Annotated in this window: 19 protein-coding genes; 7 read left to right on the top strand and 12 right to left on the bottom strand. The window is 35.9% G+C overall.

The features are described from left to right. Window positions 1-81: 81 nt before the first annotated feature. The 4 genes from CRO56_RS06575 to CRO56_RS06565 all read right to left on the bottom strand — a co-directional run bounded on the left by CRO56_RS06575 (window position 82) and on the right by CRO56_RS06565 (window position 3419). Window positions 82-369 carry a CC/Se motif family (seleno)protein gene (locus CRO56_RS06575; RefSeq protein ID WP_097157808.1) on the bottom strand — a complete coding sequence of 96 codons (288 nt, stop codon included), beginning with the start codon at window positions 367-369 and terminating at the stop codon, window positions 82-84. Between the two features lie 240 nt (window positions 370-609). Beyond that, the gene (locus CRO56_RS22795) at window positions 610-768 is read right to left on the bottom strand and encodes a hypothetical protein (protein WP_179714195.1); all 159 of its coding nucleotides are present in this window, start codon (window positions 766-768) and stop codon (window positions 610-612) included. Between the two features lie 37 nt (window positions 769-805). Next, complete coding sequence (locus CRO56_RS06570; RefSeq protein WP_097157807.1) at window positions 806-1270, bottom strand: YrvL family regulatory protein; 465 nt, start codon at window positions 1268-1270, stop codon at window positions 806-808. Window positions 1271-1688: 418 nt separating this feature from the next. Beyond that, complete coding sequence (locus CRO56_RS06565; protein WP_097157806.1) at window positions 1689-3419, bottom strand: sensor histidine kinase; 1731 nt, start codon at window positions 3417-3419, stop codon at window positions 1689-1691. Window positions 3420-3556: 137 nt separating this feature from the next. Between CRO56_RS06565 and CRO56_RS06560 the strand changes: the two genes are divergently transcribed. After that, window positions 3557-4480 (top strand): ketopantoate reductase family protein, encoded by a 924-nt coding sequence (locus CRO56_RS06560; RefSeq protein WP_097157967.1) that lies wholly within the window; start codon window positions 3557-3559, stop codon window positions 4478-4480. A gap of 337 nt (window positions 4481-4817) precedes the next feature. Then, window positions 4818-6017 carry an MFS transporter gene (locus CRO56_RS06555; protein WP_097157805.1) on the top strand — a complete coding sequence of 400 codons (1200 nt, stop codon included), beginning with the start codon at window positions 4818-4820 and terminating at the stop codon, window positions 6015-6017. Window positions 6018-6050: 33 nt separating this feature from the next. Here the strand turns inward: CRO56_RS06555 and CRO56_RS06550 are convergent, their stop codons facing one another. Further along, window positions 6051-7313 carry an MDR family MFS transporter gene (locus CRO56_RS06550; protein WP_097157804.1) on the bottom strand — a complete coding sequence of 421 codons (1263 nt, stop codon included), beginning with the start codon at window positions 7311-7313 and terminating at the stop codon, window positions 6051-6053. Window positions 7314-7563: 250 nt separating this feature from the next. Further along, the gene (locus CRO56_RS06545) at window positions 7564-8115 is read right to left on the bottom strand and encodes a cysteine hydrolase family protein (protein WP_097157803.1); all 552 of its coding nucleotides are present in this window, start codon (window positions 8113-8115) and stop codon (window positions 7564-7566) included. A gap of 308 nt (window positions 8116-8423) precedes the next feature. On the opposite strand from CRO56_RS06545, the gene CRO56_RS06540 reads away from it, so the two are divergent. Beyond that, window positions 8424-8822 (top strand): (deoxy)nucleoside triphosphate pyrophosphohydrolase, encoded by a 399-nt coding sequence (locus CRO56_RS06540; protein WP_097157802.1) that lies wholly within the window; start codon window positions 8424-8426, stop codon window positions 8820-8822. A gap of 104 nt (window positions 8823-8926) precedes the next feature. Here the strand turns inward: CRO56_RS06540 and CRO56_RS06535 are convergent, their stop codons facing one another. After that, the gene (locus CRO56_RS06535; protein WP_097157801.1) at window positions 8927-9157 is read right to left on the bottom strand and encodes a 2Fe-2S iron-sulfur cluster-binding protein; all 231 of its coding nucleotides are present in this window, start codon (window positions 9155-9157) and stop codon (window positions 8927-8929) included. Between the two features lie 260 nt (window positions 9158-9417). On the opposite strand from CRO56_RS06535, the gene CRO56_RS06530 reads away from it, so the two are divergent. Beyond that, window positions 9418-10422 carry a DUF3231 family protein gene (locus CRO56_RS06530; protein WP_179714194.1) on the top strand — a complete coding sequence of 335 codons (1005 nt, stop codon included), beginning with the start codon at window positions 9418-9420 and terminating at the stop codon, window positions 10420-10422. Window positions 10423-10536: 114 nt separating this feature from the next. Further along, a complete protein-coding gene (locus CRO56_RS06525) occupies window positions 10537-11100 on the top strand; it encodes an FAD-dependent oxidoreductase (RefSeq protein ID WP_097157799.1) in 564 nt (187 codons plus the stop codon). A 53-nt stretch (window positions 11101-11153) separates the two neighbouring features. On the opposite strand, the gene CRO56_RS06520 is transcribed toward CRO56_RS06525, so the two are convergent. Then, a complete protein-coding gene (locus CRO56_RS06520) occupies window positions 11154-12050 on the bottom strand; it encodes a phosphotransferase family protein (RefSeq protein WP_245855612.1) in 897 nt (298 codons plus the stop codon). Window positions 12051-12147: 97 nt separating this feature from the next. Between CRO56_RS06520 and CRO56_RS06515 the strand changes: the two genes are divergently transcribed. Next, window positions 12148-12489 (top strand): hypothetical protein, encoded by a 342-nt coding sequence (locus CRO56_RS06515; protein ID WP_097157798.1) that lies wholly within the window; start codon window positions 12148-12150, stop codon window positions 12487-12489. Between the two features lie 25 nt (window positions 12490-12514). Here CRO56_RS06515 and CRO56_RS06510 read toward each other — a convergent pair whose 3' ends face one another. Beyond that, window positions 12515-13036, bottom strand: a complete 522-nt coding sequence (locus CRO56_RS06510; RefSeq protein WP_097157797.1) for a DinB family protein — start codon at window positions 13034-13036, stop codon at window positions 12515-12517. 171 nt (window positions 13037-13207) lie between these two features. Beyond that, complete coding sequence (locus CRO56_RS06505; RefSeq protein WP_097157796.1) at window positions 13208-14155, bottom strand: DMT family transporter; 948 nt, start codon at window positions 14153-14155, stop codon at window positions 13208-13210. Window positions 14156-14551: 396 nt separating this feature from the next. Between CRO56_RS06505 and CRO56_RS23600 the strand changes: the two genes are divergently transcribed. Further along, window positions 14552-14728, top strand: a complete 177-nt coding sequence (locus CRO56_RS23600; RefSeq protein ID WP_097157795.1) for a sporulation histidine kinase inhibitor Sda — start codon at window positions 14552-14554, stop codon at window positions 14726-14728. 42 nt (window positions 14729-14770) lie between these two features. Here the strand turns inward: CRO56_RS23600 and guaC are convergent, their stop codons facing one another. Both guaC and CRO56_RS06490 read right to left on the bottom strand, forming a co-directional pair. Next, window positions 14771-15754 carry a GMP reductase gene (gene guaC, locus CRO56_RS06495; protein WP_097157794.1) on the bottom strand — a complete coding sequence of 328 codons (984 nt, stop codon included), beginning with the start codon at window positions 15752-15754 and terminating at the stop codon, window positions 14771-14773. 136 nt (window positions 15755-15890) lie between these two features. After that, window positions 15891-16910: an STAS domain-containing protein gene (locus CRO56_RS06490; protein WP_097157793.1), complete on the bottom strand. Its 1020-nt coding sequence runs from the start codon at window positions 16908-16910 to the stop codon at window positions 15891-15893. Window positions 16911-17033: the final 123 nt, after the last annotated feature.

Here is a 17033-nt window from a genome sequence, read left to right as displayed (position 1 = left end):
TTAGACGTATACACATTAAAAAAGTTCCATTTAGATCTGAAACCAAAAAAAACGAGCTTTTGGCTCGTTAAAAATATATTATTAATATCTTTTTAAACCATCCAGAATGATAGATTTAAATGGACCAATCCCCATCAAAGACAGAGTAAGTCGATTATCTTTAAATTGCAGTCCTTTTTCAATATATATAGATAGATCATCTTGTTGGATATGATAATAGTTTTCTTTCTCAGGTGCTTTGTAGCTAATCTGTGCGTCTGCATATCTCATACAGCAAGCGTTTATATTAATTTTTGAAATCGTTAAGATTTCCCCTTTTTCCTTCATCCAATTTTTTACATTATCATGAACGGAAACCAAGATATCCATCAATATACCTCCAAAAAACCAATTAATTGATAATTGCTATTTTTCACATTATACACCATTAATAATTGAAGTGAAAATTTATTGTTTTATAAGGATTTAAAAGAAAAAAATAGGCTTGCATAATTTTATCCATTTTAGCATCCTATTGTAGAATTAGTTTTTTACCAAAAATTTGTCTAATATATAAAAAAGAGACCTCAGTTTTTTTCTGAAGTCTCGTGTTAATTTTTCATAAAGAATTTAATTTTCGATTTCGGTTGTGTGTATGATATCAAACTTGTAAAGACCAGCGTCGGTTTTCTCCTTGTTAACCACATGCCAATGAGGCGAAAACATGGTTGTAACAGCATTTAATTGATTTTCATTTAAATGAATGTTAATGAATTTAGCGTCTTCCATTTGAAAATCTTTTCCTTCTTCGAGACCGAACTTTATTTCAATCTAGCACTCTTCTAACTTTTGCATTTTTATCTTTCGTAACATCCTCCAAAATAAAGTCCAAGAAAGCAGCAACTAGTTCGATTTTTAACGGAATAGTTAAAGCATTTATTAATTCATCTGCAGCATTTATGCATACCCATGTAAATGTGCAATATATTAGCATTCTTATGATAAATGATTTATATATATTTTTTATGTACTGAGTCGAAACTTCTATTAATGCTTTCGCAACTAATTCTAAAAAAATAGAAAGAATACTAAAAATAATAACAAACCCTAATAATGATAAACTTGTATATGGGACATCAGATAAACTAAATAGTCCTGCAAACCCAAAGAAATAAATCCCTATTGGAAAGATGATTGCAAAGATGATAAGAAGTGTTAGTGATGATATGACAATGATCTTTCCTGTTAGAGTCAAGTCTTTTAGTGAATTGTTATCTTTATTTTCTCTCATAATTTCAGGACCTCGACATCTGGAGGTTCTGATTGATTGGGGCACCCAGCAACAAAAAATTCCGCTAGAAAAATAATGATTAATTTCTTTCTTCTCACCCTAAAACACCACCTTATCTTATAGACGATTATGGTTTCAAAAAAGTTCTACTAAGAATATTTCAAACAAATTTGTTATTGGATCATTTTACAAAGGTTCTTTTAGATTTCCTGCATTTTGGATTTCTGTAATCAATTCAAAGTCATAGAGACGGAAAGACTTGTATCCATAGCCACAAGTCACTTCCTAATTATGTTTTTTAAAACAATTATTACCTCATGTTAGAAAATTATGTAATTCTATAAAGCATTAAGTCGGAAAAATACACAAAAAATAACCACTCGCATTGAGTGGTTACAAATTTAAATCCAGAGGAATTTTAGCCTTCGGATACCAAATGAAATTGTACTGTAGTTCCCTTTGCAGGTTCACTTTGAATGGATAATCTTGAGTTTTCACCAAACATCATAACAAGACGACGATTTACATTGTATAACCCCATTCCTGTTCCGCTTTTTGAAGTAAGCTTTTCTTTGCCAATTTGTTGGATCCGCTCTGCATCCATCCCGCTCCCATTATCCTGGACGGATACCACAGTTCCTTCTCCTTTGAGCTTAACTGATATCTTAATCATACAGTTTTTTTCTTTACCTTTAATTCCATGTTTAATCGCATTTTCGACAATTGGCTGTAAGGTTAATGGAGGGACTTTTTGCTGCAGTACTTCTTCATCAATATCAAAATAAACTGAGAGCTTATCAACAAACCTTGCTTCTTCGATAGAAAGGTAGGCTTCTACATGTTGTAGCTCCTGCTCAAGTGTTGTTAACTTTTCTGTCGTTCCGCTCAAGTTTTGTCTAAGAAAATGAGATAAATTAATTAATAGTTTTCGTGCTTTCTTTTGATCGGTCCGAATCAGCGAAACAATAATATTTAATGTATTAAATAGAAAATGAGGACTTATTTGTGCCTGTAATGCTTTAATTTCTGCTTCTTTTGCAAGCTGAATCGCCCGGTCTGCTTCTGCTAGTTCAAGCTGATTGCTTAAAAGAGAGCTTAACCCTTTGATTAGCTGAATCACAACATCCGTAATCTCTTTTTCGGATTGAAAATAAAATTTTAACGTTCCAATTGTTTCCCCTCTTTGTTTTAAAGGCGCAATCACAACCGCATTTAATGGACAATCCTTATGAACACACTGAATCCCTTCACGATCTGATATCGCAACTGTTCCATTCGCTAATACCCGTTTAGTAATATCCGTTTTAATTGAACTGTTCGATTGATGATGGTCATCCGCGACTCCTACATGGGCTAAAATTCTCTCCTTATCGGTCATGGAAATCGCACTGGCATCAATTTCCCGATAAAGAATTTCACAAGCTGCCTGGGCAGATTGCTGATTTAGTCCTTTGCGTAAATGGGCAAGTGTTAATTCAGCAAGTCTAAGTGATTTATGCGCTTGAATGGCGCCTACTTTTTCTTCTTCATTTAATAGGTTACGAATGATTAATAAAAAGAAAGCAGAACCAATCCCATTGGCAACAATCATAGGGATACCGATTCCCTGAACAAGAATCCATGCCTGATCAAAAGGTTTGGCAATCAGCAAAATAATGATCATTTGCACCGCTTCAGCCAAAGCCCCAATCATACCAGCTGTTGAAAGTTTGACATGTTTATTTTTCTTATAAAAAGCAGCTGCAATTACACCTGCAATAATGGATGATAGTCCACAGGCAACATTGGTAAACCCGCCTAATGTAAGGCGATGAACACCTGCAATTAATCCAGCCCCGATTCCGATTTTATATCCGCCTAGTATACCTGCAATCACTACACCAATTACCCTGGAGTTGGCAAGGGCTTCTTGCTGGGCCAAATTATCTGCAAAGCGGTCAAACTCTAATGATACGGTATGAAACGCAAGACCTGTATACGTTCCAATGATGCCGAATATCCCAAAGAAGATAATGGCACTAACTTGCTGTTTCCTTTCTAGATGATCTGTCTGGAGCAGCTGACGGAAAAATCGAAAACGAGTAACGATAAATGCAATCGTAACGATGATTCCTAACCGCTCGAGCAACGTCAACATGAGTTCAAACATGTGCATACTCCTTTAGTGTCCATTGTATCTATTACAATTATAAACTAGCATTGCAATTAATTGTAAGCGATTAGATGACAGAAAAAGATGAATTGTTTTAAAATGGGAGTAATACGAAGACAAATGGGGTGGAGACTATAAAAATTTTAGTTGTAGGTGCAGGGGCCGTTGGCGGCTATTTTGGCGGGCGTTTACTAGAAAAAGGCGAAGACGTGACTTTTCAAGTTCGAGAAAAACGGAAACAGCAACTGGAAGAACGGGGATTGAAGGTTGAAAGTATTAATGGAAACTTTACTCTACGGCCAAAAATAATTGTAGCTGGTGAGAGTGTCGAACCATATGATGTAATCTTGGTTTCCACGAAAGCGTATCATTTAGATGGTGTGCTGGACAGCATCGAACCTTATGTTGGCGATTCCACAATGATCCTTCCTTTATTAAATGGCATCGCTCATGTCGAAGTTTTACAAAAGCGTTTTGGGATCGATCGGGTTATCGGCGGGTTATGCTTTGTTGAATCGACATTAGATGTGAATGGAACAGTTATACAAAAAAGCCCGAGTCATGATCTTGTATTTGGCGAACTTTCAGGGGAACAAACGGAAAGAATTCTGAAGCTGGACGAGGCATTTAGCGGTACAAAAGCCAATATTCGCCGCAGTGACACCATTGTTCGGGATATGTGGCATAAATACATATTTATAACGACTATGTCAGGAGTAACTTCTTTAATGAGAGCACCAATCGGTCCGATTCGCGAAACAGTGGGCGGACAGGATACACTAACACAATTTATATCTGAAATCGTTCAGGTAACACGCAGTTTAGCTGCGCCAGTCGCAGAAAATATAGAAACGATCACATTAGATCGTGTTAATCAATTAGGCTATGAAATGAAATCCTCGATGCAGCGGGATATGGAAAAAGGCCTGCCAACAGAAGCGGATCACTTGCAGGGCTATCTCTTTGAAGCGGCCGGGCAAAAAAGGATTAAGGTTCCATTGCTGCAAATGATATATGGCAATTTGAAAGTTTATGAGAATAGCAGAAATCAAGGGTAAGTCGAAAAACAAGGGGACGGTTGTCCCCGCATATCCTGGGGGATTATGGAGTTTTACGATTGGGTTAAAGCAATATGCGGCGAATCCGGATCCTTCAAAAATACGGGATAAAGTAACACATTATCTGAACGAAGATTTGATTCAAAGGTGCTTTATACTGCCAGAGTTTCTAAAGAAACAACTAGTTTTAAAGTAGCCATATAAAAACGTCCTCCAAGGGCGTTTTAAATTTGCCCCTCGAAATTTATTTCAAACTATTTCTATTCCCTAAATTTTTTTGTAAAATATATGCAAGTATTCTTACTAAAATTAAGGTCATCCTTGAGAGGAGTTCATTATGAGTGTTCCCTTATCGAAAGAGGCTCCTAGAGCAACTAACAGCAAGGAACGGATTTGGACGAAAGATTTTTTCTTGATTTGCATATCTAATTTTTTTATTTTTCTGTCTTTTCAAATGACTTTGCCAACGATTCCATTATATGTGGAAACGTTAGGCGGCAGTGACCGGCTAATCGGTTTTATCGTTGGAATATTTGCCTTTTCTGCCCTTCTCATAAGACCCTATGCCGGGCATGCACTAGACTCTAAAGGCAGAGGGTTTATATACATATTGGGGCTTTCTATCTTCACTGTTACAATTGGTATGTTTGGTCTTATACCAAGTCTGGTGTTTCTATTTATATTAAGAATTTTTCAGGGAATCGGATTTGGATTTTCAACAACTGCCTCCGGAACGATCGCGACAGATATAATTCCTGCCAGTAGACGCGGTGAAGGAATGGGCTTTTACGGTTTATTCGGGAATCTCTCGCTTGCACTTGGCCCAACCCTAGGCTTAACCCTAGCAGGTCATATCTCATTTACTCAGCTTTTTTTAATCTGTGCCGGCCTCGGATTGATTTCACTTTTGTTGTCTCTGAAGATTAATTATCGAAAAGCTGAAAAAATCACCTCACCTATTAAAAAATGGGACCTCTATGAAAAGTCAGCATTACCTCCTTCTATCCTAATCTTTTTTATTACCATCACTTTTGGAGGAGTCGCCAGCTTCTTGCCTATTTATGCTTTAGAAAAAGGAATTCAAGGGATCCAATGGTATTTTCTTTTGTATGCGTTAGCACTTATGGTAACCAGAACTTTTGCAGGAAGAATTTACGACCAAAAAGGTCATCGTGCAGTTTTTCCATTTGGTACAGGACTTATACTAATAGCGATGTTCTTACTGGCATGGCTGCCTAATAGCTTTATTCTCTACCTGGCTGCAGTTTTATATGGATTTGGTTTTGGCAGTATCCAGCCTGCTCTGCAAGCCTGGGCTGTTCAATCGGCTGAAGTGAATCGGAGAGGAATGGCAAATGCCACCTTCTTCTCTTCTTTTGATTTAGGTGTAGGGATTGGCGCCATTACTTTTGGCCAAATCGCTTATTTATTTAATTACAGCAGTATTTATATAGCCTCTGCTCTGTCAGTTACTATTTCTCTAGTTTTATATTTTACGAAATTTGGAAAGATCCAAGTACAGAGTGTAAATGGATGACGCATTACGATAAGTTTAAAAGTCGGTATCCCTTTAAAAAGGAGATACCGACTTTTCCTTTTGAGTAACTTCCATCCTTTTAAAAACCTTAAAATAGAAATACACACTTATAAAAGCACAAATCAATATAAAACTAAAAATACCTATTGGCGGTATCCAAGCAGAAAGGAAAACTGTAATAGGCGCCAAGAATCTCCCAATAGTATATTGTAAATTGGATGCCCCCATATACCTCCCTCTTGCCTCAACAGGAGCATACGAGCTGACAAAATTATTAATCACTGGAGAACGTATAATTTCCCCAAACGTAAATACAATTGTAATCAAAAATAAGCACCAAATGTTTGACGTTAATCCAACTGCAAACATTCCCGCTCCCGACAAAATCGATGAAAGAATGAGTACATCACGATCTCTCCAGCCTTTAAGCCATTTTGTCACCGGGAGAACAAATAAGACAAACAGAAGCCCATTAAACCCCAGGATCCAACCAAGGATTTCTGTGCTCGAGAGAAAAATCGACCATTCTCTCCATAAAAGAAGCGGCTGAGAAGGCACATGACTAGTTACATAAACAGCAAGATACAGATCCAATTGCATAATTGTTATGATCGCAAAGACACCTGCCAATAAATAAAGAAAAAAGGTTTTATCTAATAAGATAATTTTATAGCTTTGCCATTGTTCCTTTATTAATGAGATTGTTGTTTTGGTCTGACCATCCTTTTTAATATAATCCGGCAGTGTTTCATTGATTTTTGTAAATATCGCAATGGAATAAAGCAGCATGACAATAGTACAGATCCATAGTAGTTCACTTCGATAGTGGAAGAAAAAAAACGCCCCTAATGCTGGTCCTAATACAGCTCCAATATTATTAGCCGTAATAAATGTCGCAAAAACCTGCTTTCGTTCATTCTCTGGTACAAGATCTGCTACCATCGCATGACTAGCTGGACCATAAAGGGCATTCCCAAATCCAACGCCAATAAATGCCAAATAATCAAGCCAATGGGAATGAGAAAGAGCAAAAATCGCAAACATCACCGTCTTAATCAATGAACCAAGTAACATTACAGACCGACGTCCAAATCTATCCGTTAAATCTCCTCCGACCATGTTACCAAGCATTCCAATTAGGGGCGGAATAGACATCAACAATCCTGCCATCTGATTGCCTATCTCCTCACTAAAATAGACAGTAATAAAGGGAAAGTACATCCAATACAACAAATTAAACAGACCTTCCCCTATTAATCGGATTTTTAAATTCGTATCCCATACACGGATCTTCAAAAAACTTCCCTCTTTTCATCGGTAAATGTCTTTCAGTAAACATTTACAATACTTCCCGGCCAGGTATCTATACGATAGAATATTTTGAATAGTAAGTATAGACTTATAATTAATTTTGATTTATACTAATAATAAGATTATTGAGATTACCCATCTCTTAATTTGACTGTCTCACAAAACGAACATTTGTTCTTAATGCAAAAGACGCTCCTGTAAAGAGCGTCTTTTTTCATTTGTTTTATTAAAATATTTAAATCACTTCTGCCCCTAAGGAACCTTTAAAATGGCCCAATGCCCATTCATGACCGGCTTGATTAAAGCTTGCCACTGCCTTTTCGTGAACGACGATTTTAAAACCTTTATTATATGCGTCGACCGCTGTATGAAGCACACAAATATCCGTGCAAACACCAACTAAATGAACTTCACTTATATTTCTTTCCCTTAATTTAATCTCTAAATCAGTACCTGCAAATGCCGAGTATCTGGTTTTATCGATCCAGTACACATTTTCTTTTTCCTTGTTTTGATGAAAAACTCGATCTATTTCCCCAAATAAATTTCTTCCTGCCGTTCCAGCAATATTATGGGAAGGAAAAAGTTTTGATTCAGGATGAAAATCATCTTTTTCTTCATGTCTATCAATAGCAAACACAACATAATGTCCATTTGTGATGAAATCTCGAGTGATTTGTGTAATCTCACTTTCTATATCTCTGCCAGGTTTTCCACATGTCAAACTGCCATCTTCTGCAACAAAATCATTTGTATAATCAATGTTGATTAATGCCCTTATTGACATAGTTCATCACTCCCTTTTCTTTTTTAATATCTTACTTTTATTATAAGAGAGGGTTTTAGAATTAGAAATTAATAATCCATCGAGTGAATTAAAATTATATTTTATTTTCCTATACGATCAAAAAATTAGATTTTTAGAGATTACACAAACTTTTAGTTTACATAATAATTTTATCGTTTTCTTAACTAATGAATTTTATTTAACAATGAACACTTCTTTTAAAAATCATCATTGGATAAAAACTTGATTTTCAATTTTATTCAAAGAGGGAAATTTACTATAATGGTAACAAATAGAGGTGAAAGCGATTGAAAAAAATAGTTAATGTAGTTGCCGCCATTATTGAAAATGACCAGAACGAAATCTTATGTGCCCTTAGATCCCCCAAAATGCTGATTCCGAATAAATGGGAATTTCCAGGCGGGAAAATCGAACCAAACGAAAATATAAAAGCAGCAATAAAAAGGGAAATTTACGAGGAATTGGGATGTACAATCGAGACTAGTCACTTGTTCCACGAACATACGCATGAATACGAGACCTTTATTATTACCCTTTTCTGTATCAAAGCTCGAATTGTAGAAGGTGAACCTACAACAAAAGAACATTCAAAGCTTATTTGGCTTAAAAGGGAGAATTTATTGTCATTGGTTTGGGCGCCAGCTGATATTCCGGCAGTAGAGAAATTAATTAGTGAACATAGTTAAGATGAACGAAAATATTCTAAGAGAGAAAATAGACTAAAACATAAGATCCAAGAGTCTTACAAATAAAAAACAACTTAAAATCAAGGTGTTTCCATAACCAACTATTACAAATCAATCTTTATACATTTCCCTTTTGCCCGTGACACACAGGTCAGTATTGTGTTTTGAGCTGCTTTTTGTTCATCGGTTAAGAAAGAATCAGTATGTTCCGCTTCTCCCTCCACGATTTTTAGCTCAAAAGTTCCGCAGCGTCCGACTTTGCATGAGTAAGGTGAATTAACACCCACTTGCTGGAAAGCATCTAATAAAGTTTGATCCTCTGCTTCTTGAAACATTTTCAGCTATTTAAAATAACATTTGAATGGATATGGAAAACGCTCTATTTCTTCTCGCTGTTTAGTCATTATCTCAAAACCTTTTTTAAAATAATTATTACTCTCATTTTATAAAAATAAATCCATTACGGAAAGGTAAAAGAATTCGCTGCAGGTATTTCATTTAACTTTATGCCTTTAATCTTGTAAAACATCGGCATAAAACTTTTGATTTTTAGAAAAAATATAACAATATCACATAATTGAAGGGGGCCATTATAGTGAATAAAGTACATATAACAGCCAATGAAATTGGAATCCTTTGGACTCAATATGTTCAAGGAACAATGACCATCCAACTCTTAAGTTTTTTACTTTTAAAGTCTGAAGATGAAGAGATTAAAGCAATCATTCAACGTGCGATAGATATTACAAAAAAGCTCGTTCAAGATATCTACCAGCTTTTTGAGGAAGAAAAGCTCCCTCTTCCTTATGGCTTTAATGAGAATGACGTTGATTTGGATGCACCTCCTCTTTTTATAGATCCTTTTCCATTAAGTTTTATTGAAACGATGTTTAAAGCCGGAATGGTGGCATATGCAGTTTCTCTTGCTGCATCATCTAGAGAAGATATACGCACATTATTTACAGATGCCGTTTCGGATACGATGCAATTATTTAATGCCTGTACAGAAACTTCCTTAAACAAAGGGATATTTGTACATTCCCCACAAATTAAGGTTCAAAAGGAAGTAGAGTTTGTTGAAGGAAAGAGATACTTAAGCCCTTTTCAAAAAAGGATTTTGAATACGATTGAGATCACTCATCTTTTTGAGAACATAAAAACCAATACTGTTGGAGAGATGGTTTGTACAGCTTTTGCTCAAACCACTCAATCTAAAGAAGTTCGAAACTATATGGAACGCGGAAAAAATATATCTGCGAAACACATTCAAATCTTTTCTGATGCTCTAAGGAATTCGGACATTATGCCTGCCATGCCCAGTACTGTCTATGTAACGGATTCGAGTTTTCCTGTCTACTCTGATCGTTTAATGATGTTTTTTCTAACTGTTTTAAGTGCAACTGGTCAAGGAAACTATTCGGCAGCATCAACTGCCAGTATGCGATATGACCTAATAATAAATTATCAGAGACTGTCTGCTGAAATTGCTTTATTTGCCAAAGATGGACTTGACTACTTAATTAAGCATGGCTATTTAGAAGAACCTCCCCAGGCATTGGATCGTCAAGAGATAATGAAACATGACAAACATCAATCTTAATTGTGCTTAATTGAATTGTTGTACTCCTTTAAACAAGAGCAAATCCCTTTACTTTCAACTGGGAAACCCGTACCATCAATCTTGAATAATAATGAGTGACTGGAGGAGATTTGAATGTACGATGTCATTATTGTAGGTGGCGGTCCTGCTGGAGGAAGCGCAGCTATTTACACAAGTAAGGCTGGAAAAAAGACGCTCGTGCTTGATAATGATAAAGGAGTTACTAGACGTGCAATGCTTTATAATCACTACGGGGTTGAATCAATTACAGGGCCAGATTTAATCGAGACTGGTAAAAAACAAGCAGAGAAATATGGAGCAGAATGGGTAAATGAAACAGCTGCTGTCATTGAAAGTGCAGGTGGAGTTCACACTTTAAAAACAGCTGAAGGAAATACATATGAAGCCAAACATGTGATATTGGCTACAGGATATTCCATCGATTTAGCAGAAGCTAGCGGATTAGAGGTTGTTCCCGGTACAGAACCACGCGTTAAAAACATTATTGACGTGGACGCCAAAGGCAAAACAAGTAAAGCAGGAATCTGGGCAGCCGGTACGGCAGCAGGAGTTTCGGTTCATACTATCATCACAGCTGGAGACGGTGCCAAAGTCGCGATTAATGTTATCAGCGAAATGAACGGAGAACGGTACGTCGATCATGATGTATTAAAATAAGATAAAATTGTCGAGGTCTGCTTCTCTGTAAGAGACTGGGGGGACAGACCTCCTTAATTTATTTGTTCTAAAGCCTGAGTCACAAACCATTTATGTTTTTCTCTCATCGTTTTTTCAGTATTCTTATCTAATCCCCACTCCGGAAAGGTTGAAAGGCGTAAAGCAGCGAATAAATCCCAATATGGCTGGTCTGTATAATTGTAGGTGGTCATCAAAGTTTTATAATGTTTAGTAAAATCCATCATCGCTTCTATGCCAAATTGAAATAAAACTTCTAGGCGCCCATTACCCAAATCGGATATTGGATCCCCTAGCGCGGCATCTTCCCAATCAATAACCCCAACTAGCTTTCCATTCTTCCACAACGTATTCCCTGGCCAAAAATCTCCATGAAGAATAACCTGAGGATTCTTATTAGGAAAAGGAAATACAGACCTCAATATTTCACGAATCGTCCATTGATTAAGAGTATTATCGGTATCTCTATTTAACAATTTTTCAAAATTGATTTCTTGTTTCGGCAGAAATGATAAATCTTGTTTTGAGGAATCGAGACCATGAATTTTCGTAAGAATGCTCGCTAACTCTTTTATTTTCATGTCATTCATTTCCGGGGTCCCATCGATAAACTCCATCACGATATAGGGTCTTGTAAATATTTCACCGGACTGATCGAGATAGTAAGGTTTCGGAACAGGTGGACCATAAGATTTTAGGATTTCTAATAACTTGTATTCATCGGCTGCGATTTTGGGATTCTGTTTATAATCTACATCCCCATGCTGACGAACAATCAATTTCTTGATTTGACCATTGGGTTGTAATACTGCTAACCCGGTAACTTGTGCGGAAATACCGCCTTTTAACTCCCAAACATCAAGTAATTTATTTTCAGGGTTCAACTTTTTGACGATTTGTTCAAATTGTATTTTCATATTTTGTGTAGTCATCGTTAATCCTCCTATAAATTTGTGTTTTTTCATAACAAATGATGCTATATAATATATTCTGAAAAAGGAGTTTATTGTAAAAAAAGGTGTGATCTTCATGATTAAACGCTTCATTCTTTTTATTTTCATCAGCTTTTCAGTAACAGGCTGCATAGGTTTGAATACCTTTGATGCAAAGCTTGATATTAGGGGTGAAAGTACTTTTATAGTAGACTGTTCCAATGAAGTGAATAGAGGTAAAAATTCTACAGATGAGGGCTATTCTTGTACAGTCAAAATCACAGAAAAAACAACCTTCAGGAACGAAAATGGTGATGAAATCAGAATAGATGACTTTACAGAAGGAGATTACGTAAGAGTCATCCACTCTGATTTATTAGGGATCAGCAGAGAAAACAGAGAAGTTAAAGCGAAGGAAATTATTTTGCTAAATCCCTAAGAATTCAATTCTTAAAATGACCACTCTATCTATTATTTATGAGATGCCTTTTTATTGCTCTAATTTGTCCGCGGTGATTTATTTCATCTTCCATTACGTGAAACCACATCCAGTAATGATTATATGGAATTCCATTGTCCCATTTCTTTTCTTCAAACAGCCAATTATCATCTTTAGATGCTAATAATGACAGTGTCATCTCCCTAGTTGTTGATATAACATCTAAATAATAATCAAGAGATAAACCCTTAATCTCATCTCTGGCTTTATCTCCCAATTCCAATGCGGTTCCCCACTTCGAACGCTCTTGATCATTAATATCCCTATTTTCAAATGTAATAATTTGATGTACAAATTCGATCGAAGCAATATGTAATAACAAAGCACCAATAGTGTTAGAACTTCCTTCTGGCAAATAATCCAAATCTGACTGGCTTAAATTAGAAATATCTTGTAAAGTTACCGCTCTTGAGTGCTCAAGCATTGACACAAGAACACCCATATTTTCAAAATAACCTTTGTTTTCTCTTATTCGATAATCAATCAATTTCAAATCCCCCTGATTCCTTTTATTAATTTTAACAATAACGAAAAAAAGAAAAAGACTAAAAATTCAACGCGAACATTGATATAATTTAATTGAACAAACATAAAATTAAAAAATGGCAAAATAAAAAGACGTTTTTCTAAAAAAAACGTCTTTTACAATTTAAATAAATTAAACGATACCTTTTAATACAGAACGATCTTCACTAATCGATTTCTTTTTTTCCTTGCTAACAGAAAGATAAAGAATCATTGATAGAATCAGACATGTACCGACCAATTGATACATACCAAAGGAAATCTTCAGCCATAAAACAGAGGAAACAATGGCAGCTAGCGGTTCTAATGTTCCTAATAAACTAGTTTCTTGTGGCTTTAAATACTTGAGACTTTCAAGGTAGAACCAAAATGCGAGCATCGTTCCAAATAAAATAACAAAGCTTAGGTAAAAATATGTCTCTATTGTCCAGTTGCTTGTCTCAAATTGCCAGGGTGGATGAATGATGCTCATCCCAATCCCGCCAATAATCATTGCCCAACCGATTATATTCAGCGAGCCCCATCTTTGCAGCAATCTACCTGCATACAGTGTATAAAACGCCAAGGCAACCCCTGAGAGAATACCCCATAGTATAGAAGAGGTAGGAACAGCTAATGTTCCAGCTGAGCCATTCGTTAACAATAAGAATGTTCCTGATAAAGCGAGAATAACGGCTATAATATCCCTTGTTTTTAATTTATTTACCTTAGCTAATACTAAATATAACAAAATAAAAACAGGTGCTAAATATTGTAACAATGTGGCTACCGCAGCATTTCCTAAATTAATGGAGGCCATATACGTATACTGAACCGCCAGCATCCCGAGCAAACCGAAAATAACTAATTGAAAGGCAGTCTTTCTATCTGCCCATATTTTAAAAATTTGCTTTCGATCTTGAAGGAAAAAGGCGAAAAGAAGCATTAATACCCCGGCCACTAACAATCGAATGGAAACCAGCCACTCCACCGATATATTTGCTTCGTGAAACAATCGCTGTGCAACGGTTCCGCCTACTCCCCAAAAACTTGCACCTAGAGTAACTAAAATAAATCCTGGCCACCTTCGCTGTATATCCAATTATAGACACCTTCCAATGATTTGGATTAAAAACAATCGTTAACTGTATACTCTCACCTTAGCACATGAAAGGATTCTAAAGAAGAGATTAAAAAAATATTTCCATATCATAATTATCGAATTTTGGATGCTTTTATGTGATATGCTGCTTTCAAGCTTCTTATATCAATTAGGTATTGCAAATTCAAAAAAATATTCGACCTTGTAAATTTGTTGGTCATCTATGGACATTTGGCGAGAAGAAATTTATTTATCTGATCCAATATAAAAAGGACTAGAATGGAGATATTTCTAACCCTTTTATATTGCAAAAAACACAATCCCCTGTTATTTTTAATGATAGGCCTATACCCCTACCATAGAATAGTTCAAATTTCCTAAAACAGGTGATTCTACATGACAGTCAAAACATTGTCTGATGAGCAATTGGTATCTATATATTTAAAAGCAATAGAATATAAAACAGACCAATCCTTCAGAAATTTGCTTTTTGAAGAAATTACAACAAGAAGTATACAACATTTAATATCCATACACTTCTATTATAATCATCGAAAAACTATAGCCACGTAAAAAAGAAAATACTTTTTACGTGGCTAAATTTTAATTAAGATATTAGTATACTCTGTCCCCATTGAAAATAGAGTTTTTAACGACTACATAGTCTACGTTTCGAAGGGCATCTAGTTTGTTTCCGCCTGCATAAGAGATAGAAGATTGCAGGTCTTGTTCCATTTCTGTTAATGTATCTTGCAGCGATCCTCTATGCTCAACAAATATTTTTTTGCCTTCTACATTTTTTCTTTCGCCTTTTTGATACTCAGATGCGGAACCGAAGTATTCTTTGTAAAGTTTTCCATCTCTTTCGACCGTTTCTCCTGGAGATTCTTCATGTCCCGCAAATAAGGATCCAATCATAACCATTGTTGCACCGAATCTGATGGATTTCGCAATGTCTCCATGTGTACGGATTCCCCCGTCTGCTATGATCGGCTTGCTTGCAGCTTTTGCACACCAGCGCAAAGCAGCTAATTGCCAACCGCCAGTTCCGAATCCAGTTTTAATCTTAGTTATACATACCTTTCCAGGTCCAATTCCTACTTTTGTCGCATCTGCTCCGGCATATTCTAATTCTCTTACAGCCTCTGGAGTACCAACATTTCCAGCAATAACAAAACTCTCAGGCAATAGTTTTTTAATATGTTTAATCATTTCGATGACAGCATTTGAATGACCATGTGCAATATCGATTGTAATATATTCTGGTGTTAGCTTCTCATCGGCCAAATGCTGAATGAAATCATATTCATCTGCTTTAACACCAACACTTATAGATGCATATAGCCCACGGCCATGCATATCTTTAATAAAATCAACACGCTTCTCTGGATGGAAGCGATGCATAATATAGAAGTAACCATTTTCAGCCAAGTAAATCGCGATTTTTTCGTCGATAATCGTTTGCATATTGGCGGGTACTACAGGCAACTTAAAAGTACGCCCGCCTAATGTTACACTTGTATCACATTCAGAACGGCTATTAACAATACATTTAGCCGGAATTAATTGAATATCTTCATAATCAAACACATTTTCCATCTGTAAACACCCCTAAATCCGAATAATAATATTCCCGTGACACAAAATGTTCGTGTCCATATGATACAATACTTGATTTTTAACCATATGTCAAAGGAAAAATCATTATTATCCTACCCATTTTGTACCCCTTTATTTAAATAATCCGTCTCCCTCTTTGTGCTAGGGCATAATGAATTCCGTGCTGCAGCGTCTGAAAACAGTTCAACTGAGTTAAATTTATGTTTGATTGAGAGATAACCATGCTCAGTTGAGGAGAAATGCCAACAAGAATCGTTTCTATTCCAATTAGACAAGCAGTAGAATTCACTTTTTCAATTGTGGATACCGTATGCTCATTAATATCTTGGTCTAACCCCGTTAAATCAAGGATAAGATTATTTGCATTATAAGATGGCAACTTATCTAATATTTTGGCAATAAGTTCTTCCGTTCGTTCCTCGTCGTAGGTACCGATCAATGGAACGACAACGATCTTTTCAAGGACCGGGATAATAGGTGATGAAATTTTCTTGACCAGATCTTTTAATTCCTTTGTTTTTTCTTCCACAAGGGCTTCTAATTGTGCGATTTGTTCTGATTCTTTCTTTCTTGCTAACTGATGAATATTATCAGAAACATTAATAGAAGATGGGAAGTATTGGATAATACTATATTCTTTGTCATCAAGCTGATATTGCAAAACTTTATACCATATGTTTGTACCTAGTAATCCTGTAAATACCCCAGCAAAATGAGCCGGAAGAAAGTTGGTTCCCTTTTTCTTACCTTGAGCAACGTTAATTTTATGTTCCCAACTGTCTTTAAGATGCGCTGTAAGTGTTTTCGTCTTATAATTTAAGTCATGAAATTGAAACCGGCCCCAACCAGCTGAAGCGTATGTATTTGTGAGGGATTGTGCAATTTCAGTGGTACTTAAATTCTTTTTTTGCTCAAAGAATTTTCCTACAACTAGACCTTGACGAAATCCTGCAGTCTCGAATACTAAGTCTGAGGCTTCTTGACCCGAGATTTCCTCGATCGTATCTAAGAAGGTTTTCATTGCAGTAGATATCCAGAACAGTACTGCATCCTGCTCTTCAAACTCAAATAGTCCTTTTTCCAAATCCCAGCAAATATGATTTCCGCCAATATTCGTTTTTGAATTTAATTCCACCGTGAATCTCCTTTCGATTAAAGATACCCCCTTCTTATTTTAATATAATTTTTAAAATTGTGAAAATGATATCCTTACAAATAAAAAGCACTCATTCAAATAGATAAGTGCTCCTTTAAGCTT

This window comes from Bacillus oleivorans (assembly GCF_900207585.1).
GTDB classification, from domain to species: domain Bacteria; phylum Bacillota; class Bacilli; order Bacillales; family JC228; genus Bacillus_BF; species Bacillus_BF oleivorans.
The sequence above is the reverse complement of the archived record's forward strand: the minus strand, read 5'-3'. Positions and strand labels throughout refer to the sequence as shown.

What these genes read in the sequence shown, in the direction of transcription:
- CRO56_RS06575 (WP_097157808.1), bottom strand. Translation starts at nt 369, where the DNA reads ATGGATATCTTGGTTTCCGTTCATGATAATGTAAAAAATTGGATGAAG.
- CRO56_RS22795 (WP_179714195.1), bottom strand. Translation starts at nt 768, where the DNA reads ATGGAAGACGCTAAATTCATTAACATTCATTTAAATGAAAATCAATTA.
- CRO56_RS06570 (WP_097157807.1), bottom strand. Translation starts at nt 1,270, where the DNA reads ATGAGAGAAAATAAAGATAACAATTCACTAAAAGACTTGACTCTAACA.
- CRO56_RS06565 (WP_097157806.1), bottom strand. Translation starts at nt 3,419, where the DNA reads ATGTTTGAACTCATGTTGACGTTGCTCGAGCGGTTAGGAATCATCGTT.
- CRO56_RS06555 (WP_097157805.1), top strand. Translation starts at nt 4,818, where the DNA reads ATGAGTGTTCCCTTATCGAAAGAGGCTCCTAGAGCAACTAACAGCAAG.
- CRO56_RS06545 (WP_097157803.1), bottom strand. Translation starts at nt 8,115, where the DNA reads ATGTCAATAAGGGCATTAATCAACATTGATTATACAAATGATTTTGTT.
- CRO56_RS06535 (WP_097157801.1), bottom strand. Translation starts at nt 9,157, where the DNA reads ATGTTTCAAGAAGCAGAGGATCAAACTTTATTAGATGCTTTCCAGCAA.
- CRO56_RS06525 (WP_097157799.1), top strand. Translation starts at nt 10,537, where the DNA reads ATGTACGATGTCATTATTGTAGGTGGCGGTCCTGCTGGAGGAAGCGCA.
- CRO56_RS06520 (WP_245855612.1), bottom strand. Translation starts at nt 12,050, where the DNA reads ATGACTACACAAAATATGAAAATACAATTTGAACAAATCGTCAAAAAG.
- CRO56_RS06515 (WP_097157798.1), top strand. Translation starts at nt 12,148, where the DNA reads ATGATTAAACGCTTCATTCTTTTTATTTTCATCAGCTTTTCAGTAACA.
- CRO56_RS23600 (WP_097157795.1), top strand. Translation starts at nt 14,552, where the DNA reads ATGACAGTCAAAACATTGTCTGATGAGCAATTGGTATCTATATATTTA.
- guaC (WP_097157794.1), bottom strand. Translation starts at nt 15,754, where the DNA reads ATGGAAAATGTGTTTGATTATGAAGATATTCAATTAATTCCGGCTAAA.